15 protein-coding genes, 1 tRNA gene and 4 pseudogenes are annotated in these 21,586 nt (G+C 60.7%); 4 read left to right on the plus strand and 16 right to left on the minus strand.

The window, feature by feature from the left end:
* Positions 1–44 precede the first annotated feature (44 nt).
* Genes AC1RLZ_RS13465 through AC1RLZ_RS13485 form a run of 5 tightly spaced genes read right to left on the minus strand, consistent with a single transcriptional unit; the run spans position 45 to position 4,555 of the window.
* Entirely contained in the window at positions 45–767 is a 723-nt protein-coding gene (locus tag AC1RLZ_RS13465) for an ABC transporter ATP-binding protein (RefSeq protein WP_493189036.1), read from the minus strand.
* Complete coding sequence (locus tag AC1RLZ_RS13470) at positions 764–1,489, minus strand: ABC transporter ATP-binding protein (RefSeq protein ID WP_493189037.1); 726 nt, start codon at positions 1,487–1,489, stop codon at positions 764–766. The genes AC1RLZ_RS13465 and AC1RLZ_RS13470 overlap by 4 nt, the downstream gene beginning before the upstream one ends.
* Positions 1,486–2,454, minus strand: a complete 969-nt coding sequence (locus AC1RLZ_RS13475) for a branched-chain amino acid ABC transporter permease (RefSeq protein ID WP_493189038.1) — start codon at positions 2,452–2,454, stop codon at positions 1,486–1,488. The genes AC1RLZ_RS13470 and AC1RLZ_RS13475 overlap by 4 nt, the downstream gene beginning before the upstream one ends.
* Positions 2,451–3,311, minus strand: a complete 861-nt coding sequence (locus tag AC1RLZ_RS13480; RefSeq protein ID WP_371424778.1) for a branched-chain amino acid ABC transporter permease — start codon at positions 3,309–3,311, stop codon at positions 2,451–2,453. The genes AC1RLZ_RS13475 and AC1RLZ_RS13480 overlap by 4 nt, the downstream gene beginning before the upstream one ends.
* Positions 3,312–3,331: 20 nt before the next feature.
* Positions 3,332–4,555 (minus strand): ABC transporter substrate-binding protein, encoded by a 1,224-nt coding sequence (locus tag AC1RLZ_RS13485; RefSeq protein WP_493189039.1) that lies wholly within the window; start codon positions 4,553–4,555, stop codon positions 3,332–3,334.
* A 114-nt stretch (positions 4,556–4,669) separates the two neighbouring features.
* Between AC1RLZ_RS13485 and AC1RLZ_RS13490 the strand changes: the two genes are divergently transcribed.
* From AC1RLZ_RS13490 to AC1RLZ_RS13500, 3 genes are all read left to right on the plus strand, one after another.
* The gene (locus AC1RLZ_RS13490) at positions 4,670–5,353 is read left to right on the plus strand and encodes a GntR family transcriptional regulator (RefSeq protein ID WP_493189040.1); all 684 of its coding nucleotides are present in this window, start codon (positions 4,670–4,672) and stop codon (positions 5,351–5,353) included.
* Between the two features lie 63 nt (positions 5,354–5,416).
* Positions 5,417–6,307 (plus strand): NAD(P)-dependent oxidoreductase, encoded by an 891-nt coding sequence (locus AC1RLZ_RS13495; protein WP_493189041.1) that lies wholly within the window; start codon positions 5,417–5,419, stop codon positions 6,305–6,307.
* A gap of 12 nt (positions 6,308–6,319) precedes the next feature.
* Positions 6,320–7,537, plus strand: coding sequence for an alpha/beta fold hydrolase (locus AC1RLZ_RS13500; protein ID WP_493189042.1), 1,218 nt, complete (start codon positions 6,320–6,322; stop codon positions 7,535–7,537).
* A 193-nt stretch (positions 7,538–7,730) separates the two neighbouring features.
* Here the strand turns inward: AC1RLZ_RS13500 and AC1RLZ_RS13505 are convergent, their stop codons facing one another.
* Entirely contained in the window at positions 7,731–9,605 is a 1,875-nt protein-coding gene (locus AC1RLZ_RS13505; RefSeq protein ID WP_493189043.1) for an inverse autotransporter beta domain-containing protein, read from the minus strand.
* Between the two features lie 214 nt (positions 9,606–9,819).
* Here AC1RLZ_RS13505 and AC1RLZ_RS13510 point away from each other — a divergent pair.
* A pseudogene (locus AC1RLZ_RS13510) lies at positions 9,820–10,404 on the plus strand (AfsR/SARP family transcriptional regulator); the annotation flags it as partial.
* A gap of 56 nt (positions 10,405–10,460) precedes the next feature.
* Here the strand turns inward: AC1RLZ_RS13510 and AC1RLZ_RS13515 are convergent.
* From AC1RLZ_RS13515 to fdnG, 10 genes and pseudogenes are all read right to left on the minus strand, one after another.
* Positions 10,461–10,610, minus strand: a pseudogene (locus tag AC1RLZ_RS13515) (CpaF family protein); the annotation flags it as partial.
* Between the two features lie 286 nt (positions 10,611–10,896).
* A complete protein-coding gene (locus AC1RLZ_RS13520) occupies positions 10,897–11,358 on the minus strand; it encodes a hypothetical protein (RefSeq protein ID WP_493189044.1) in 462 nt (153 codons plus the stop codon).
* Between the two features lie 18 nt (positions 11,359–11,376).
* A tRNA-Sec gene (locus AC1RLZ_RS13525) sits at positions 11,377–11,472 on the minus strand.
* Positions 11,473–11,598: 126 nt separating this feature from the next.
* Positions 11,599–13,464: pseudogene (gene selB, locus AC1RLZ_RS13530) on the minus strand (selenocysteine-specific translation elongation factor); the annotation flags it as partial.
* Entirely contained in the window at positions 13,428–14,216 is a 789-nt protein-coding gene (locus tag AC1RLZ_RS13535; protein ID WP_493189045.1) for a tetratricopeptide repeat protein, read from the minus strand. The gene AC1RLZ_RS13535 and the pseudogene selB, both read right to left, overlap by 37 nt.
* A complete protein-coding gene (selA, locus tag AC1RLZ_RS13540; protein ID WP_493189046.1) occupies positions 14,203–15,621 on the minus strand; it encodes an L-seryl-tRNA(Sec) selenium transferase in 1,419 nt (472 codons plus the stop codon). The genes AC1RLZ_RS13535 and selA overlap by 14 nt, the downstream gene beginning before the upstream one ends.
* Positions 15,622–15,629: 8 nt before the next feature.
* Positions 15,630–16,547 (minus strand): formate dehydrogenase accessory protein FdhE, encoded by a 918-nt coding sequence (fdhE, locus tag AC1RLZ_RS13545; RefSeq protein WP_493189047.1) that lies wholly within the window; start codon positions 16,545–16,547, stop codon positions 15,630–15,632.
* Positions 16,548–16,619: 72 nt separating this feature from the next.
* Complete coding sequence (locus AC1RLZ_RS13550) at positions 16,620–17,297, minus strand: formate dehydrogenase subunit gamma (RefSeq protein ID WP_371424856.1); 678 nt, start codon at positions 17,295–17,297, stop codon at positions 16,620–16,622.
* Positions 17,294–18,235, minus strand: a complete 942-nt coding sequence (gene fdxH / locus AC1RLZ_RS13555) for a formate dehydrogenase subunit beta (protein ID WP_493189048.1) — start codon at positions 18,233–18,235, stop codon at positions 17,294–17,296. Before fdxH ends, AC1RLZ_RS13550 begins: the two co-directional genes overlap by 4 nt.
* Positions 18,236–18,247: 12 nt before the next feature.
* Positions 18,248–21,329: pseudogene (gene fdnG, locus AC1RLZ_RS13560) on the minus strand (formate dehydrogenase-N subunit alpha).
* Positions 21,330–21,586 lie beyond the last annotated feature (257 nt).

Raw genomic sequence — 21,586 nt, forward strand, 5'->3', positions numbered from 1 at the left:
TTTGCGATTGCCAGGGGTCGACGTCGTTCGCCCGTCTGCCTCTATCATATGCCGAGATAGGCCGCGCGAACGGCAGGATTTTCATTCAATTCTGCAGACGTGCCCTGCAGTGCGATGCGACCGCTTTCCAGCACATAGCCGCGCGTCGCGACATCCAGCGCCAGTCCGACATTCTGCTCGACCAGCAGGATCGACGTTCCACGGCTGTGGATCTTGGTGAAGGCGTCATGCATCTCCTCGACCACCTTCGGGGCGAGACCGTGGCTCGGCTCGTCGAGCAACAGCAGTTTCGGCTTCAGCATCAAAGCGCGGCCCACCGCGACCATCTGCTGCTCGCCGCCGGACAGCGTACCGGCCAGCTGGCTGCGACGTTCGCGCAGACGCGGAAACAACTCGAAAATGCCTTCCATGCGCGCCGGCAGATCGTCGGCATGGCGCGCCGTGAAAGCACCGAGCAGCAGGTTTTCCTCGACCATTATGTCGGGGAACACATGGCGGCCTTCGGGAACATGCGCGATGCCAAGCGTCGGGATGTCGTGGGATGCGCGACCGGAAAGATCATTGCCGGCAAAGCGGAGGGTGCCTGTGACATGCGGGACCATACGCGAGATGGTGCGCAGGATGGTACTCTTGCCGGCGGTATTGGCGCCGATGATGCAGACGAATTCGCCTTCCTGCATCTCGAGGTCGATACCGTGCAGTACCTCGATCTCGCCGTAACCGGCATTCAGGTTTCTGATTTCGAGCAATGGCTGAGGCGCGATCATTTGTGGGCCTCCATCGACCGACCCAGATAGGCTTCCACCACGTTCGGATCGTTGGCGATCTGCTGCGGCGTTCCGTCGGCCAGAAGGCGACCGAAATTGAGGACCAGGATGCGATCGCAGATGGTCATGATCGCCCGCATGTGATGCTCGACCACCAGCAAGGTAATGCCGTCATCGCGCAACGATCTGATCAGATCCATGATCTCCTGCATTTCGACCGGGTTGAGGGCGGCCATGACCTCGTCAAGCAGCAGCACCTTCGGGCCGGTACACAATGCGCGTGCAAGTTCGACGCGCGCGCGCTCGGGAAATGACAGGTTGCCGGCCTGCTTGTGCGCGACGGATTTAAGCCCGACGCGGTCGAGGCAGATCAACGCCTGTGCACGTGCGGTCTCCACGTCATGGCGCAGCAGACCTGCGGTCAGCACGTTGTCGAGCACCGAACTTTCGGCAAACAGCGCCACGTTCTGAAACGTCTTGGTCATGCCCAGTGCCGCGACCTTGTGCGGCTTCTGGCCGACCACACTGGTGCCGTCGAGCTGGATGCTGCCGCTGTCAGGGTGAATGAGTCCCACCAGCGTGCTGAAGAACGTCGTCTTGCCGGCGCCGTTGGGGCCGATCAATCCGACGATCTGGCCCTTCGGCACCGAGAAGGTGACATCGGACAGGGCCTGCAGGCCGCCGAAGCGGCGCGAGATGCCACGCACATCGAGAATTGTCATGAGCGTGCTCCCGTCAGCCGCGCCTTCAGCGCGTCAAACACGGTGATGAAGCCTCGTGGCCGCCACAAAATGACGGCGATCAGGATGATGCCGAAGATCAATTGCGACAGACCGGCCGCGCCCGACGAAAACAGATCATTCATCAGTTCCTCGACCGGTACAATAAACAGCGCCCCAAGGATCGGGCCGATGGCCGTTCCCACGCCACCGAGAATCGCGATCAAGGCCACACGAATGGAGATCGAAGCGGCGTTGAACACCGTATCCGGATCGAAAAACACCGCGACCTGCGCGTAAAGCGTACCGAGCATCGCCATCAAGACGCCGGAGATCACCGCGGTCTGCAGCTTCACCTTGGTCGTATCGATACCGATCACCTCCGCGGCAGCCGGGTTTTCCTTGATGGCGCGCAGCCGGTAGCCCATCGCGCCGCGACGGATGACTTCGAAAATGGCAGTGACGATGACCAGCGCCGCCAGGGCGATGTAGGCGTGCGGCAGCAACTGCTTGAATGAATAGCCCAGGAAATTCGGCGGCACGAAGGGCACCGAGATGCCGACGGGACCGCCCGTCAGCGGCGCCCAGACATTGGCGATGACGCGCATGACTTCACCAAAGGCCAGCGTCGCCAGTGCAAAGTAATGTCCCTGCAGCCGCATGGTTGGAATCGCGATGATCAATGCGGCGACGCCACCGAGCACACCGCCGGCGAGCATGCCAAGCCACGGGCTGATGCCGAACTTCAGCAGCAGCAGCGTGGACGTATAGGCGCCGATACCGAAGAACGCCGCATGACCGAGCGAGGTCTGGTTCGCCAGCCCGCCGATGATGTTCCAGGCCTGCGCCATGGCCGCAAACAGCAGCGTGAAGGTGAGCACGCGAACCCAGTACCCGGTGGGACTGAGCAGCAGCGGCAACACACAGGCGACCGCCAGAACGGCCGCAATCGCAATCCAGCGTTTCATCGGCTAGCTCCCACCAGACCTTGCGGCCTGACCGCGAGTACGAGAATGAAGACGAGGAACAACACCAGATTCTGCAACTGGATCGGAAAGAACAGTGACGACAGCGCCTGAATGACACCAACCGCAAGTCCGCCCACGACGGCGCCGGCAACGCTGCCGAGACCGCCAAGCACCACAACGGTGAACATCAACACCACATACTGACCACCGACGCCGGGGAACACAGTGACATAAGGCAGGATCACTGCACCGCCAAAGGCGGTGAGACCGACGCCCAGGGCGAACGCCATCTTGTACATCAGCGCCGTATCGATCCCCATCAACTGTGCGGCCATGGGGTTCTGCGCCGTCGCGCGCATTGCCCGGCCGAACCAGCTGGTGCGCATGAACCACCACAGCGCCACGCCAGATGCCAGCGACATGCCAAAGGCGATCAGATAGGGCACGCTGATGAACAGCGAGCCAAGCGACAGCGACATGGTCTGATAGGACGTGGTGACCGACCGGAATTGAGAGCCAAACAGCAGCAGCGACCCGTTCTCCAGCACGATCAGCAGACCGACCGTCAGAAAGATCTGCGCCACCGACGGCGCCTTCAACACTCGCGCAATCAATTGCCCCTGCACCAGCCAACCGATGCCGAATGCCACCGCAAACGACAACGGCGCAGCCAGCACCGGATCAAGGCCGAGATAGGCCCATGCGAACCAGGAGACGAACATGCCGATCATCAGGAATTCCGCCTGTGCGAAATTCACGATGCCCATCACGCCGTAGACCAGCGTCAGGCCGATGGAGATGACGGCGTAAACGCCGCCCACCAGCAACCCGTCGAGTATTGCTTGAAGAAATGACACAGGGATCTTTCGTTAGCTCGTCAGGATTTCCAGACCGCGGTGCCCTTGGCGACGTCCTTCGGCCAGACCGTCACGAGCTCCTTGTTACGCCACTGCACCATCACCGGAACGGACAGGACGTTTAGGCCGGTACTGTCGAATTCGACGGCGCCGCCGGTCATCGTCTTGGTCCAGCCACCGGTGAACTTGGTGCCGCGCAGCGCCATGGTGACGTCCTCGGCCTTGGCCGACTTCGCCTTCTCGATAGCCTGCACGAGTACGTCGAGCGCAACGGCGTGTTCGAGCGCCTCATGCACCATGAAATAGCCGTAGCGCTTGCGGAAGCGTTCGGTGAGATCGGGCGCGAGATCGTAATTGGCCGGCGCGATCGAAAGGACGTTCTCTGCAAACTCGCCGAGACCCTTCTCGAAATCCGGAATGACGTAACCGGCTGCACCGCCGATCGCCGGCATGGTGATGCGCTGTTGGCGCATGGTGCGGATCAAGAGCAAGCTGTCATTGAGATAGGACACCGGGAACACGGCCTGCGCACCGGACGTGCGCAGCTTGTTGATCAGCGGCGTGGTGTCGGTGATCCCCAGCGGATAGGCGTCGTCCATGGCGATCTCGATATTCGCCGCCTTGGCTGCCGCGCGAAGGCCTGCCGCCTGCGCGGTGCCATAGGCCGTGTCCTCATACATGATCGCGATCTTGTCGATCTTGGTGCCGGAGGCCTGCGCAATCGCCAGCGTGTAGTCGAGCTGCGCCTTGCCGAGCGCCGACGCCTTGGCAACGATCTGGAAGATGTTCTTGAAGCCGCGGCCGGTGATCTGGTCTGCGAAGGACATGGTGAGCAGCGGAATGTCGCGGCGCTCCGTAACCTCCGAAATCGCAATGGTCAGCGACGATGCAAAGGCACCGAGAATCGCCGTGACGTCATTCTGGGTGATGAGGCGCTGCGCAACGGTGCCCGCCGTGGTCGGCGTCGACGTCGCATCGGCGACGATCAGATTGATCTTGGCGCCGCCGAGCGCCTTGATGCCGCCGGCTGCATTGATCTCGTCGGCGACCAGCTCGATGCCGTTGCGTGAATTGATACCGAACTGCGCATTTGCGCCGGACAGCGGCATGATGACGCCGATATTGACCGGCTTGGCCTGTGCGCGCGCAGGCGACAGCACCATCGGACTCGCCAGCAGCGAAGCCGTTCCGGCAAGCAGCGAACGGCGGCTCAGGCCACCACGATGGGAAGTTGTCTTGGACATGGGCGCTTTCTCCGGATGCAGGAACGGCCTTGGCGGCTTCGTCGCTTATTCGACACAAAACAGACGAACGGTCAAGCTGCTTGACAGATTGTCTGATAGGCGGTCAATTGACGCATGGCCAAGATCGAATCGAACCTGAATGTCTCGCGGGAATCGACCAGCCTGCGACTGCTGGTTGAAAACAGGCTGCGCTCCGCAATCGGAAGCGGGCTGTTCAAGCCCGGCCAGCGGCTGATCGAACGTGAATTGTGCGAACAGGTCGGCGTCGGCCGCACCTCGATCCGCGAGGCGCTGCGGCAGCTCGAGGCAGAAGGGCTCGTCACCACGATCCCGCATCGCGGCCCGATCGTCAGCACCATCAGCGTCGAGGAAGCCGAGCAGCTCTATGATCTGCGCGCACTGCTGGAAGGCTATGCCGGACGTGAATGCGCGCGGCTGCGCGATCCCGGGATCATCGCCCGGCTGCGCAAGCAGTTCGTTCAGATGGGCGCAGTTGCCGGCCAGGAAGACCGCAGCGACCTGTTGGCCGCCAAGACTGAATTCTATGCCGCGCTGCTCGAAGGATGCGGCAACACCTTCGTCGAACGTTTTCTCAAGATGCTACTGAACCGCGTCACTGTGCTGCGGATGACGTCGATGACCCAGTCCAACCGCATCGGCCGCAGTCTTGCCGAAATCGAGACCATCCTTGTCGCCATCGAGGCCGGCGACCAGGATGGCGCCGAGCAGGCTTGCGTCCAGCACATCAAGAATGCCGCCGCGATCGCGCTGGAAGCGTTGCGGCGCGATAATCCCTGAATAGCGCAGCCACCCGCTGCCCGCGAAGTATCCGGTAAGATAAGAACGTAAAGAGGAACGCCCGTGTCGAATTCAGCCGCCATCAATCCGCCCGCCAAGATCGCCGTCATTGGTCTCGGCAATATGGGACGCCCCATGGCCGCATGCATTGCGCGCGCCGGATATCAGGTCGTCGGCTTCGATACATTTGCGGAAGCACGCGCCAAATATGCCGAAGCCGGCGGCACGTCGGCGGCGACCGTCGATGAAGCCGTCAAGGATGCAGCCGCCGTCATCACCTTGCTACCGGATGGCAAGATCGTTCGCGCTGCCGTCGAGGGCTTCAAGGCCAAGCTCGCACCGGGCACGGTGGTGATCGACATGAGTTCGTCCGCACCGATGGGCACGCGCACGCTCGGCGAAGAACTGATCGCAGCGGGTCTCGCGTTCATCGACGCGCCGGTGTCAGGCGGCGTGAAGCGCGCCATCGACGGCACGCTGGCGATCATGGCCGGCGGTGATGGCACGACCATCGATCGTACAGAACCGGTACTGAATGCCATGGGCAAGTCGGTGTTCCGTACCGGCCCGCTCGGCTCCGGTCACGCCGCCAAGGCGCTGAACAACTATGTCTCGGCCGCGGGCCTCGCCGCTGCCGCCGAAGCCGTTGCCATCGGTGGAAAATTCGGCATCGACCCGAACGTTCTCGTCGACGTGCTGAATGCCTCCACCGGACGCAACAACTCGACCGAGAACAAGCTCAAGCAATTCATCATTCCGGAGAAGTACACGTCGGGATTTGGGCTGGCCCTGATGGCGAAAGATATCCGCACCGCTGATGAACTCGCCCACCAGATCGGCGTCAATGCGCCGCTGGCAGATGAAGTCGCCGCGCTGTGGGATGCCGCGCTGGAGAAACTCGGACCATCGGCCGACCATGTCGAGATCGGCCGCTATCTCACTGCCAAGAAGTAGGTGACACCGGGCATGAGCCTGATCGACGAGCTGCGCAATCGACTTGCGGTCGCGATTGCCGCGCCGGAGGTGCAGTCCTTTGCACGCGGACTGGATCTTGAGATCCAGTTTCGGATCGACGGGGCCATCGTCGCGATCGCTTGTCGCAGCAACCAGCCGGTTGTCAGCATACCGAGCCATGCACCGGACATCGCGCTATCCGGGCCAGCGACGGCATGGCTGAAGGTGCTGGCGCCCTGCCCGCCGCCGACCTATCATTCGTTTTCATCGATCCAGCTGCGCAACACCAGCTTCACCGTGACCGGCAATGCGCTGGTCATTGCGCAGGCCCGGGCATTTCTCGAGGCCGTGTTCGCAAATCTGACGACGCCGGCCGCGCATGCGGTCGAAGTCGATCTCACGCGCCTTGAAGGCCGCTATCACCGCGTGCACAGTGCCGGCGGGCAGATTGCCGAAATCTATTCAGAGGCCACGGGCACCGGCAGGCCGGTGCTGTGCCTGCATACGGCGGGTGCAGATACCAGACAGTTTCACGGCGTGATGTGCGATCCGGAACTGGGACGCGACTGGCGCCTGATCGGATTCGACATGCCGCATCACGGCCGCTCGATGCCTCCGATCGGTTGGGACGGCAGCATCTATCAGCTCGATCAGCCGACCTATCTGGACTGGTGCGCGAGCTTCATCGAACAGGCGATCGGCGAACCCGTGGTGGTGATGGGCTGCTCGATGGGCGCCGGCATCGCCATGGCGCTCGCCGCAGAGCGACCCGATCTCGTGAAGGCCGTGATCGCGCTCGAAGCGCCGCTGCGTCCCCGCGGCCGTCGCAACGAGTATCTCACGCATGCAGGCGTCAATGGCGGCTGGCATTCGGCAGCATATGTGCGCGGATTGATGAGCCCGTCCAGCCCCGCTGAGGATCGCCGACGTGCTGCATGGATCTATTCACAGGGTGCGCCGGGCATCTATGACGGCGATCTGGCTTTCTATTCCGACGAGTTCGACGGCGAGCAGATCGCCAAGCTCATCGATGGCCACAAGATCCCCGTCCATCTCCTGATCGGGCACTACGACTTCTCCGCCACCGTGAGCGATGCCTATGCGCTCGCCGAATGGATCGAAGGCGCGGTCGTGACAGAGATGCCGGAGCTCGGGCACTTTCCGATGACGGAGAACCCACCAAAGATGCGTGAGTACCTGCGGCCTGTCTTTGCGGCACTCAGGCGCTAGGCCTTTCGAACATCCGCTTCGCACCAGAAGGCCACTTCTGCCTTGACGTCATTGGGCGAAGCGATCCGATCGCGGCCAGCAATCGCGCTGTGCTGCGACCTCCATCTCAAGCGACTCGAGTTCGACCTCGCCGATGGCGTACTCCGAAGCTCCCCTGCGTGTGTCGCACACGGCCACGAGAGATGGAACATTCTCATGGATAGACGCAGTTGATGCCGTCGGTGAAATACACCGTGCCGGATGAAGCTGGCCCTATGCTGCTGCAACGTTGGTTCGCAGGGCCGTTTAGAACGTTGCCCGTCGAACCGGACATGAAGCTGCTCCTGTCCCCCGGAAGGATCACCGCACCACCGATCGGGCCAAAGATGTTGTCCGTTACGACGGCCGAGGCGTCCCAAGGATAGATGCCCAGCGCGTCGGTGCCTGAGGTCGTAATGTTGTTGCCACGAACATAGGCAGTATGCGAGTTCGTGATTGCGATGCCCGCACCTTGATCGCCCGACCTCGTAATCTGGTTGCCAAGGACCCGGCCATTATTTGAATCGAGAAACTGAACACCAACACCACCCTCGCCCGACGACGCGATCCGGTTGCCCATCGCCTGGCTATTATCGGACCGCAGGAACATCACACCCACCGCAAATTCACCCGTCGTGATGCTGTTACCGAACACAACGGCTCCGTTTGCGCCATCGCCAAAAATTCCGTGTTCATCGCCGGCCCCGGTAGAAGAGTTGGCCACGGTCAACCCGCCAACGACACTCCCCGCACCGACGCGGACGATCCCGTCGCCCTGCCCCCCGGCACTTGCGTGCCCGCTGATGGCACCTGCCGCTCCGGGTGCGATGAAGTTCACCGCCATCCCTGTCGTCGCGCCTTTCACAGCCAGCGCGGTGCCGCCGCCAATGAGAGTCTGGTTCGCGTTGACGCTGGTGCCGGTGGTTACGCCGGTAATTGTGCCGTTAAGAATAACCACACTGCCCGCACCCTGCGCATTGAGCGCGACTTGCAGTGCTGCCTCCGTGCTCGCGTCCACTTGCGTCGCTGTCGTGACAGCCTGGCTGTTCCAGGTGTTGACGGCCGCTTCGCGCACCTCGGCGCGTAGTTGTGCGCCCCGGCCGGTGCCGCTGACGATATCGACATCGCGCACGACACGCTCGGTCATCCGCCGTTCCTGTGCCGTCAGCCGCGCCGCCGGTCGATCCACCTGCAGCGGTACGCGCAGGCGCGCGATCGCAAAGCCCTGCGTGCCGCGCACGTCATCATGTTGCACTTCCGCGCCGAAGGTGAGACGTGCGGCCGAGAATCCTGCGAGATCATCGATCGAGAACTCGATCCGGCCGCGCGGCCCGGCGATATCTTTTGTCACCCCGCCGCCACTGAAGTAGTAACCGCCCCCGTAAACTCGAACCTGCGTCAGCGCCTCGACATCGAACACCGGTGCGCGCCAGCCGATCTCGCCGTCGAACCCGGTCATGGCCCGCTCGACGATCTGACCAATCCCGGGCGTAACGACCTGGATGGTACCGTTAGCAAGTTCCGCGAACGGGGCGCCGCCGCCGGTCGTACCAATCTGCCGGCTCGTATCGCCGAACGGCGCGTAGAGATTGGCGCGGATATCGAGATCCGCCGATATCGCCTCGACGCCCAATGTCACCTGATTGAACGTATTGCCGAGCGCGGTGCGACGCGCGTCGTAATAACCGTAAGCGCCGAGATTCCAGCCGTTATTGAACATGCGGCGGATGCCGAGACCGAAATTGCCTTCGCGGCCATCCTGGGAGTCGAACCGGCCGCGAATGTCCGTGAAGAACAACGTGTTCGGATCTTGCCACAATGGCGCAAACAACCCGGCATCACCGAGTGAGCGGACATTGCCCCAGCGCCCCTCGAAATCGAGATGCGCGCCCCATTTCGGAGTGTCGGCGAGTAGCGGGGAAATTGACAGCGCGACCACAGCCACAACCGCAGCCAACCTGCGAGCTCCCGCCAGTACGGCGGCGGCGAGGCGGCCCGCGGTCGGCAAAGCGAGCGCGGCTATGGAGAACAGCTTCGCTTGCTCCCGCACGCGAAAGGAATCTGAATTATTCATATTTCTCCGCATACATGACCCAACGACCGCGGTTCGGAAAAGGAACCTGAATGATTCTTAAATCCGACCGCCGTCGTCGCAGGTGTTAGCGAGGCGTTACACGGCCGTTAATTCCACTTGCAACGCGTTGAACCCACCTAGAGTGTGCTTTCAAGGAAACGATCATCGTCAACATGTCGCCAGTGGAATGATGGACAGCACGCAACTCCCTAGATTCAGCCTGTCATTGCTCGGGCGGTTCGAACTGACGACAAAGGATGGCGTTGTCCGTCTGCCGAGCAGGAAGCTCGCGGGGCTGTTGGCCTATCTGGCTTGCAAGGCGCCGCAGCCGCGTGAAAAGCTGGCTAACCTGCTCTGGGGCTCGCATTACGAGACCCAAGCCCGGCAGAACCTGCGCCAGGCGCTTTTCCGGCTACGGCGTATTCTGGGCCAAGATGCGCTCATCAACAACGACGATGACGTCTGGCTCGCTCCCGGCCTGATCGATTGCGATGCGGTCCGTTTCGAAGCTTTGAGCGTCGAGGGAAGCTGCGCCTCGCTCGCTGCGGCCTGCGATCTTTACGCGGGGCCACTGTTAACAGATTTGAATATCACAGAAGACGCATGGTCAGATTGGCGCGGCTCTGAACGCGAGCGGTTGGAGGGCATCGCGCTCGACGCCATGGTCGGCCACAGTCGACAGGCGATGCATGCGGGGAATGCGGAGATCGCGTTCAAAGCGGCCAACCGGGCGATCGCAGTGAATGCCCTGCGTGAGGATGCTCACCGGCTGATTGTACAGGCGCTGGTCGCCACGGGGCGCAAGGCCGAGGCGCTCAGGCACTATCAGGATCTCGCCATGGAAATGCAGGGACTATGGATCGCCAGTGGCGGGAAGATGATGTTGACCCGGCTGCCGTCCGGCAAGCGGCAATCGACCATCGGACTGGATTCATCAACGCGCCGTCCAACCTGCGACGCAATCTTCTGCGCCACCTCAATCGGGACATGACGCATGCCCCGCTTTTCCGAGCCGCACGGAGGAGCGGTCATGACGGCGCATGCAGATTTGCAGCACGGTGAGCATTCAACGCGCTCGATCGAATCAATCCTGAAGGCGACTGGCCTGCCGCTGGCGATTGTCGTCGCAGCCGCGATCTGGTTCGCCCGGACGCCGGACAATCTGTCCATCGAAGGCCACAAAGCGCTGGCGCTGTTCGTCGCTGTGAAGGCCCCCGTCTTCGAAAACTCCGTAGCGATCCAGCGATCGAAATCGGTGAGAATTGCGTCAGAAATCGACAACGGGCGTCTCCGGCATGTAATTCTCAAACAGGACCCAGAACGGATTTGGATGCGTTGCCGCGTACCAGGTTTCGAATTCGCGGAGAGACTCGATCACATCGGGCTTCTCTTCGTTGTCATCCGCGCCGGGCGCGAGACTCGCAAACATGGCCTGAGCGACCGGCGCAAAGCGTGACAGGACCTCACTCCGGGCTTCACTGTCATTCACCCATCCCAGTTTTGCACGCAGAACGGCGGTCGCGACCGCGACCGCAATTTCTTCGCTTTCAGCCTGGGCAATGACGCCGGAGAGCTCCTTCATGAGATTCAGTCTTCGAAATGCGAAGGACCGCTGTTTCTCCAGCTCTTTCATCCGCTCGGCGATACTGCGGCGAAACTCGTCCTCCGCCACAGAGCTTCGATCCGCTGATAGTTTCAGCACGTCAATGAAGGATGCTGCGGGATCCATCGCATTTCCTTTCTAGCGTGGCGGAAGAGAGAGGGAGTCGAACCCACCAAGGACCGGCTCGCGGCCCCTCCCGGATTTGAAGTCCGGACGCCCCACCGGGGACGCTTCCCTTCCAAAATTCGAAGCGTTGTCAGGAGCGGCTTCTATCGTTCCGCCGAACAAATCGAGCCGATGCCTATTAACGCGGCGAAGATCGCCTCGGCGAAGCGTTACGCCGTGACGATCGAAGAATTCAAGGATCTGGATCGCGACTTTGCGGCCATTGTCTACCTGATCGCGAAACTGCGAGGCTGTGAACTGTCCAAGCGGCTGACTCTGGCTCAGGCCTGCGACAATCCGGACCATTTCGGCAACCGTCTCCCGCAAGAAGAAATGATCGTGTGCGACCTCGTCGACTCGGCCCATCCGCCCAAGCAGCTTCAACAAGCGCCGTATATCGGTTTCATGCGATCCCAGCACGCCTGCAATGTCACGCACCCTTGGCGGACGAAAACGCTCCGAGCCGGAAAGCAACATCGCTATCCTCGGCCAGAGTTTTTCATCCTCGACGGTCAGGCGCACTTCATGCCCAGCCAGGCGCACCCACGCCCCATCCAGAGCGATCTCCTTGCTGCGGACAAGTCCGCCGAGAATCGACTGCAGCACCGGTGCCGGCAGACGCGGCTCAAGCTGCATCCTCAAGCGCTCGAGACTGATACCCTGTAAATCGGGGTTATCCGCATGGAATGCCTGCAGCGTCGCGAGCAAACTTCGCTTGAACTCAAGCCATACCGATGCGGACATGGCGAATACACCGCCGGCTGTACGCGAAGTGACAGCGGACAAGTGATCGACGATTTCCTGAACGCTATTCTCCGAAAGAACGCGGTCACGCGCAAACGCCGACAGTTCGACAAACCACGGCGGGATCTCAAGCAAGGTCGCCAGCGACACCTCGGGATCGTCGATATGGCAAGCACGCAATTGAGCCATCCGCTCCGGCGACCGCCGCTTGCGGGCCGGGGCGCGCAGATCCAGAAATTTCCCGCCGCCGATTGTCCGCTGGCTGGTGGTGTCGCGCACAACGAATCTATCCCCGACCGCCGCGGCAATGGGCCGATCCAGCACAAGCTGCACCACGCCGGTTTGACCTGGCACTAGCGGCGTATCTTCCAGCAAAACCAGGCGCGCCCCGGCGTCCACGGACGCATGAAAGAGATGGAGGGGCATCCATTGCGTGACTGGCTTGGCCTCCGAAGCGAGCAGCTGTAACTCCACATCAATTCGGTTTGTCGGTGCATGCAGCCTCTGGTCAAGCACCATGTCACCGCGGGTAATCGCGTCCTTGCTGATACCCTCCCCCGCCAGATTGAGAGCACAACGCTGACCGGCAATGCCGCGCGCGCATGGACGGCTCTGCGCATGAACGGAGCGCACGCGAGCCGTCACACCAGGAGGAGAAATCATGACATGATCGCCGTTCGATACGGCTCCGGACAGGACCGTTCCCGTGACGACGGTTCCTGTGCCGGGAAGCGTGAAAGATCGATCGACAGCAAGGCGAAAAAGGTCCGAAGACACTCGCGCGCCGATTGTCTTGGCGACATCGAACAAATGATCCCGCAACTCGGCTATGCCTTCGCCGCGAACGGTCGAAACCCGAAAGATGTCAGAGCCGGCCAGCTTCGATTGCCGCAGCAGTTGCTTGATATCCCTCGACACGCTGTCCAGCCGCGACCGGGAAACAATGTCCGTTTTTGTCAACGCGACAACGCCTCGCTCGATTCCCAGAAGATCGACAATCGCCAGATGCTCCAGCGTCTGAGGCTTGATCCCGTCATCGGCCGCGACGACCAGAATCACGAAATCGATTCCCGTCGCTCCTGCGAGCATGTTATGAATAAATTTTTCGTGGCCCGGAACGTCGACAAACCCGAGGACCGTTCCATCCGGTGCCGGAAGATAGGCAAAACCAAGATCGATGGAGATGCCGCGGGCCTTTTCTTCCTTCAGACGATCCGTTTCCACGCCGGTCAGTGCACGCACCAATGACGTTTTGCCGTGATCGATATGGCCCGCGGTTCCGATAATCATGATGATGGTTCGGGTAGCGGCAGCGCCGCGCATTGTTCAGCTTCCGCGACTTCGGAGTCCGAAAGGATTGAACGTGCCGCAGTGAGAAATCGCGATGCGAGCGGGCTTGCACCGGCATGAGCCCGCAACAGCCAGATCAGAGCCTGGCGCGGATGCCGTTCGACGCCGGCTCCGAGATAATATGCGGCCCCGAGCATCGCCTGACCGTCCGCATCTCCACGCTCTGCACCCCGACGCCACCAGTAAACCGCCAGCGCAGGATCGCGCTCGACGCCAATGGCGTTGTGATAGAGCATTCCAAGACGGGTCATGGATGAGGCAATGTTCTGTTCGGCGGCCGCCAATGCCCATTTTCGCGCATCAGCATAATCGTGAACAATCACTTCTCCTTCGAGCAGCATCCAGCTCAACATGTCCTGCGCTGGCCCATCGCCAGCCTCCGCAGCGGAGCGATAGAGCGCGGCCGCGCGCCTGAAATCCTCCTTGACGCCGTCTCCCCTGAAATAGAGGGCAGCCAGATTTCGTTGCCCCGCCGGATCACCTGCATCCGCCGACAATGTCAGCCAGTTTGCTGCGAGCACGAAATCCGGCTCGACACCCAGGCCTTCGGCAAAGCATGTTCCGATATGGGCCTGCGCCCGGGCTATTCCGGCGTGAGCGAGCGGTCCCCATATTTCAAGGGCTCTCGGATAATCTCCGCGGTTCGCGGCTTCAGAGGCGGCATCCATCTGAGCCGAAACCGATTGCGCATCGATCGTCCGAGCAACGGCGTCAGGCGCTCTCATCGCTTTTCTCCGAAAGGTCGAGCGATTCGAGATTCCTTGCGAACGCGCGTTCGTCATCGAGGCACCGCAGGTCCAGAACCAGCGCCTGCTCCTCGATTCTTCCGACCACAGGAATATCGAGATCGCGCAACTCTTTTGCCAGGCGTTTCAGGAGACGCCCCGCACCACGTGCCGACGACGAGCGGATGGCAAGGCCGGCGCTCGGTATGGTGACCAGCGGCAAAGCTCCCGAACCGATCTGGCTTTCGCAGACCGTAACCTCAACGGAGAACAAAGGGCCGACCGCCGCCTGCACATCTGGCAGCAGCCGGCGCGAACGCGCTTCAATCGTTGATTGGGAAAGCGACAACAGCCGGATAGTGGGAAGCCGCTCGGCAAGCCTGTCCGGGTCGCGATAGAGTTTCAGCGTTGCTTCAATCGCGGCAATCCGCATCTTGTCCAGACGCAAGGCCCGCTTCATCGGATTGCGATTGATGGCGGCGATCAAATCCTTGGATCCCACGATGAATCCGGCCTGCGGACCGCCCAGCAACTTGTCGCCGGAGAAGGTTACGACATCGGCGCCATCCGCAATCGCCTCAGCCACTGTCGGCTCATGGGCAAGGCCGAGCTGCGCAAGATCGACCAGCGTTCCCGACCCCAGATCGTGAACCATCGGGATCTTGCGTTCAGAGGCCAGCGTCGCCAGTTCGCGGGCGCCTACTTCTTTGGTGAAACCTTGGATCCGATAATTCGAGGTGTGAACCTTGAAGATAATTCCCGTCTTCGCGCCGATCGCTCCAACATAATCTCTTGTGTGTGTGCGGTTGGTCGTCCCGACCTCGACGAGTTTCGTGCCCGCACGGGACATGATCTCGGGCATCCGAAACGCCCCGCCGATTTCGATCAACTCCCCGCGCGAAACAATTGTTTCGCGCCGATGCGCAAGGGTGTTGAGCACGATCAGAACCGCCGCGGCATTGTTGTTGACAACAGTTGCATCCTCGGCGCCGGTGAGTTCGCACAAGAGGTCACGCAGGTGATCGTCGCGCTCGCCACGCCGGCCGTTCTCAAGATCGAATTCGAGCGCCATCGCCGAGCGCATCGCGGTAACCGCAGCCTCGATCGCAGATTCGGCAAGAACAGCGCGGCCAAGATTGGTGTGCAGGACAGTTCCGGTCAGATTGAACAAAGGCCGGAGCTTCGGCCGCTCCTGCGCTTCGAGCAGCGAAACAGCCGCTGCGGTCACCTCCTCCGGCCGGTCCGGCACGGCCCCGTTTGCGCGGGATTGAGAGATCACATGACGGACTGCGCCGACGACCGCCGACCTGCCGAAGCGCCTGATCGCATCAGCCGCAACCGCAGTCTTGAGCACTCCGTCCACCGAGGGAAGTCCGCGCAGGTTAGCGAATACGGTTTTCTCCATGACTTGCCTCAATAGCCAAGCAAGAAGAGGTTGAGGCCGCCGCGGTGGTAATCTTCCTCTCGCAGCAAGAGATCCAGTCCCAGGCTGGCGACATCGTCGGCCATCGGATCAAGCTCTTGTTTTTTGTGCTGGTGCAGAATCTTAACGTAACCGCGGCATGACTCGCAGGTTTCCGCCAGGACGGTTCCATCCCCTCCCTCGATCTCGCGGTAGGAAATGCCTTCGGTTGAATTGCACAGCGTGCATTTTATCCTGACATAGTGCCACTGCGTCGCGCACATGGAACACGCGCAGTACCTTGCCCCACGCGCGCCCCGCCATCCCACAACCATTGACGCAACCGGGATTCCGCCGCAGCTCGGACATATGCCGTCACCGACCGGAACGAGCTTTTTCGGGTCCAGCCGTGACGCCAGACGAGCATAATGAACCTGCAAAGCTGCAGCGATAAAAACATGCTCGGCGAATTCCTCGACGGGAATTTCGTTGGCGAGCACAGCCCGCGCCATACAGATCCGCGCTTCGGAATCCGCATCGGTAACACGCGCCAGCGCAGTCCTGGCAGTGTCCGGCATTTCGATCAGCGATACCGCCTGCAGCAAGCGACCGAGCGTTGCATCAAAAGCGGTATCGATCGTGAAGCGGTTGCGATCAAGCGGCGGCATCCCATGGGCGCGTGCGCGCTCGCGGTCCTCGGAGATCGGGAGGTCAATGTCAGGCAGACCGTCCTGCAACCGGTGCTGACATGACGAAAGGTCTGCTAGAAAATAGAGAAAGGGAGCTAGTTCACTTCCGACAGCCAGATCGCGGAAACGCTCTGCTCTGAGTTGAAATAGTGTCGACGGATCGGGGAGACGCGCAAACGGCGGCTCGGCGATCTCGCCGATCGGCACAGCGTCATGCCCAGGCGCGTCGACCTTATCCATCAATGACCTCACGAACCCGCCGGGCCACGTGCACCTCGACAACTCCCTAAGCCGACATGATATAACCCGCGATCAAGAACGACGTCCCTTCCCTCCGACCAATTCCCGTAGCCATTTCCGGTGGTGCCGCCATGCCCACCCGCCGGTGACGCGGCCTCGTGTCATCGCACTGATCGTGCCGCGCACCCAGATGGCTGCATAGACGTGCACGATCCAGACGCAGATGATAGTCACCGCGGCGACCGCATGGACGAGAACGGCGATACGCTTCTGGTCGATCGTCGAATATGCAGCGAAGTACTGGTCCCAGATCACAAAACCGCTCGCGATCAGAATCAGGATGAGAAACGACATCCCCCAGAAAACCGCTTTCTGACCGGCATTGTATTTGCCAACCTCCGGCAAGCGTTCTTCGTGGCCGGTCAGAACGTCCTTGAGCCGCGCGAGCCAGGTGCCATCCTCAGCCTTCCACAAGTTCGCCCGCCAGAACCGAATGAACAGGCCGGTAAAGCTGAAAAACAGCACAACACCGATCCAGGGATGGATCGCACGCGTCCACTGCCCTCCACCGAACAGCCCGGTCAGGAAAAACAGGCTCGGATGAAACAATGCGAGTCCGGACAAGGCCAACAGGACCAGGCAAGTCGCCGTGATCCAGTGGTTGATGCGCGCACCGCCGGTATAGCGGTCGACCGTGACCGGCTTACCGGGGTGAACGGCATCACCCCGTTCAACGTCATAAGCGGTCATGACACGTCACTCCTGGTCAATTGCTCAGCTTTCTCTTCATCCTCTTCGGAAACCTTGTTGGGACCCGAAATCAGATAGTGAAGGAAACCGAACATCGCGAAACCACCCATCGCGGCCAGACCTGCATACTTCGTCACACCCTTCCACAATTCAACGACCGGGCTGATCCTCGGGTCCTTTGCAAGATTCGCGTAAATCTCCGGTTTGTCGGCGTGATGCAGCACGTACATGACATGAGTTCCGCCTACGCCGGGTGGATCGTAAAGACCGGCATTCTTGAAGCCGCGTGACTTGAGATCCTTGATGCGGCCCTCGGCGTGCTGCTTCATCTCTTCCTTGGTGCCGAAGACGATCGCTTGGGTCGGACAGGCCTTCGCACAGGCCGGGCCTTGTCCGACGGCGACGCGATCCGAACAGAGCGTGCACTTGTACGCCTTGTGGTCTACCTGGGAGATGCGCGGGATATTGAAGGGGCATCCCTTGATGCAATACCCGCAACCAATGCATTTATCGTGGTCGAAATCGACAATGCCGTTGGAATACTGCACGATCGCGCCGGGTGCCGGACACGCCTTGAGGCAGCCTGGATCTGCGCAATGCATGCAGCCATCCTTGCGGATCAGCCATTCGAGATTTTGTGTCTCGGGATTGATCCACTCGCTGAACCGCATGACGGTCAGACTGGCCGGCGTGAGATCGAGCGGATCGTCCAGGACGCCAGAATTGTATCCGACCTTTTCGCGCAGATCATTCCACTCAAGGCACGCGGCTTGACACGCCTTGCAACCGATACACTTGGACGTATCGATCAATTTCGCCACGGACGTGAGTTGCCGCTGCGGTGCAGGCACGCTCGACGCCGAACGACGAACCAGATCCTGCTCGCCAAATTGAGCAGGCGTCGGCTTCACGGTTGGGTTCGGAAGCGGAGGAAACATGTGCGTGCCTCCCTATGCCACCGGCCCGGCGATGGGCTCGATATTGACCAGAAACGCCTTGTATTCGGGCGTTTCGATGTTGGCGTCGCCGACAAAGGGCGTGAGCGAATTCGGCCCGAACCCTTTCCTGGCTGCGCCGGTAAAGCCCCAATGCAGGGGAATGCCGACGACATGGACCGCCTTGCCGTCGCAGATCAGCGGTGCGATCCGCTTGGTCACGACGGCTTTCGCCTTCACCGATCCGCGCTTGGACCAGACCCGGACCCATCCGCCCGGCTTGATGTTCTTCTCCGCGGCCAACTGCTCCGAAATCTCGACGAAGAACTCTGGTTGCAATGACGCGTTGATCTGGGCGTGCTTGGTCCAGTAGTGGAAGTGCTCAGTAAGCCGATAGGAGGTCGCCGCGTATGGAAACTCGCTGGCTTCCCCGAACTGCTCCATATCGCCCTTGAAAACGCGGGCGACCGGATTGCCGCGAATCTTGGGTGCAATGACGTTAACGATAGGCGATTCGAAAGGCTCGTAATGCGTCGGGAACGGTCCATCGCGCATCATGCCCCGCGTAAACAGTCGTGCGGTGCCTTCGGGGTTCATGATATAGGGCCCCACCACACCCGGCTTGGCGTTGGGGGCGATGTCCGGCACGTCATAGCCGGTCCATTTTGCGCCGTCCCACCACAGTAGCTTGCGGCTCGGATCCCAGGGGTTGCCGTTGATATCCGCCGACGCACGATTGTAAATAATTCGGCGGTTGACAGGCCAGGACCACGCCCACTTCGAGAACGCACCGGTCTCGTCCGGATCGCTATTGTCGCGGCGGGCCATGTTATTGCCTGCCTCGTTGTAGCAACCGGAATAGATCCAGCAGGCACACGCGGTCTTGCCGTCGTCGCGCAGGGCGGCAAAGCTGACCACCTGCTTGCCTTTCTCCAGCACAACCTTGGTTGGATCGTTCGGGTCGATGACCGTTTCGAGCACCGAACCGTTCAACTCCTTGGCCAGTTCTTCCGGGCTTGGCTCTTCCGGATCCTTGTAATCCCAGGCCAGATTGAGCATTGCATCCGGAAATGCACCGCCCTCTTTCCTGTACAGCTCGTTCAGACGCTGATGGAGCTGCGCCATGATCCATGTGTCGTGCCTGGCTTCGCCCGGCGGCGTGCCCGCCGCCCAGTGCCAATGCAACTGCCGTCCCGAATTCGTGAGCGAACCGGTATCTTCGGCAAAGCAGCTCGTGGGAAGCTGGATCACCTCGGTCTGGATACTCGCCGAGTTGACGTCGTTATGTTCGCCGTGATTTTCCCAGAACCGCGCCGTCTCGGTCTGCAACGGATCCATGACGACGAGGAACTTGAGTCTGGACAGCGCGTCCGTGACTTTCTTGCGGTTCGGGAACGCCAACAGGGGATTGAATCCCTGACAGAAGTACCCGTTCATCCTGCCCTCGTTCATCAGTTCGAAGGCGCGCAAGATGTCGTAGCCCGGAAGATCGAGCTTCGGCAGGTAGTCGTAGGCGAAGTTGTTCTCCGGCGTCGCCGCCGGACCCCACATCGACTTCAAGAAGCTGACGAAGAACTTCTTGTAGTTCTGCCAGTAGCTCATCTGATCCGGACGCAACGGCTTGAAGCCGCGCGTCGACATATAGGTGTCAAAGGTCGGCTCTTTTTCCGTCGGGATGGTCAGATAGCCCGGGATCAGGTTCGACATCAGACCGATATCGGTCAATCCCTGAATGTTGGAGTGACCGCGCAGAGCATTCATGCCTCCGCCGCGCATCGCCGATATTGCCCAGAATGAGCTGCAACATCGCCATGGCTCTAATGTTCTGCGAGCCTTTCGAATGCTGGGTCCAGCCGAGCGCATACATCGATGTCATCGTCTTGGTCGGTGACGAGCACTCCGAGATCATCTGCGCCACTTTCAGGAACTTGTCCTTCGGTGTGCCACAGATTCGCTCGACCATTTCCGGCGTGTAGATCGCAATATGCTGCTTCAGTAGGTTCCACACGCAACGCGGGTTCTGCAGCGTATCGTCGGAGACCACGTAGCCATCCGGGCCAAGCTCATAATCCCAGCTCGACCTGTTGTAATCGCGCTTGGCCTCGTCATAGCCGGTGAACAGGCCATCCTGATAGCCGAAGCCCTCTTTCACGATATAGGGCGCGTTGGTGAATGCCTTGGTGTACTCCCACTGGACCTTGTCGTTATCGATACAGTACTTGATCACGCCGAGCAGGAACGCGATGTCGGTGCCCTGGCGGATCGGCGCATACACATCAGCGACCGACGCCGAACGCGTAAATCGCGGATCGACGACAATCAGCTTCGCACCACGGTTGGCTTTCGCCTCCGTGACCCATTTGAATCCACACGGATGCGCTTCAGCAGCGTTGCCACCCATAATGATCACGAGATCCGTGTTCTTGATATCGGTCCACGAATTCGTCATCGCGCCGCGGCCAAATGTTGGAGCCAGACTGGCTACCGTGGGGCCGTGTCAAACGCGCGCCTGATTATCGAATACCAGCATCCCCGTGCTGCGAACGACCTTGTAGGTCGCCCAGGCCGTTTCATTGGTCGTTGCAGAAGCGGCGAGGAAACCGGTGCTCAGCCAGCGGTTGACCGTAACGCCGTCGCCATTTCTGGCGACGAAGTTCTTGTCCCGGTCATCCTTCATCAGCCGCGCGATGCGATTGAGCGCCACATCCCAGGAGATCTGCTCGAACTTGTCCGAGCCGGGTTTGCGAAGCATCGGATATTTCAGGCGGGTCTCCGCATGCACCATGTCGAGAAGTGCTGCACCCTTGGGACAGAGCGTGCCCCGATTGGTCGGGTGATCTGCATCGCCTTCGATGTGGAGGATGTCGGCCCTCTCACCCTTCGCCAGGCTGCCCTTGGAGTGGATGATGATGCCGCAGCCGACGGCGCAGTAGGTGCAGGTGTTGCGGGTTTCCGTGACTCCGGCCAGTTTAAAAGGGCGGATCGACGATGCCAGAGCCGCCTCAATTCCGCCGAAACCAAGAGCGCCGAGTGTGGTGCCTGCAAGCCCCCCGCCGGCGCTTTTCATAAATTGACGTCGCGAGATTTCCATATTCATGGCTGGTTCTCCTTCGAGATCACGGCCCCACCGGGGGACGCCATGTCGGGCGCGCCATAGGCGCGCTGGAAGTAGAATCCATCTAAGCATCGGTAACGTAATGTTCAGAGATAGTTAAAGTCAACGTATACAAATGTCGCGCATGGAAGAATGTCTGCGGCGCCGCAACATTCAAGCTGATCGGGAAACAGATATCGGATGGCGTTGTAGCAGGTAGTCGCTGCAGTGCGGCAAGCGCTCGATTTCGTCAGCTGCGC

Source organism: Tardiphaga sp. GW822-FHT04G09, from assembly GCF_058800725.1.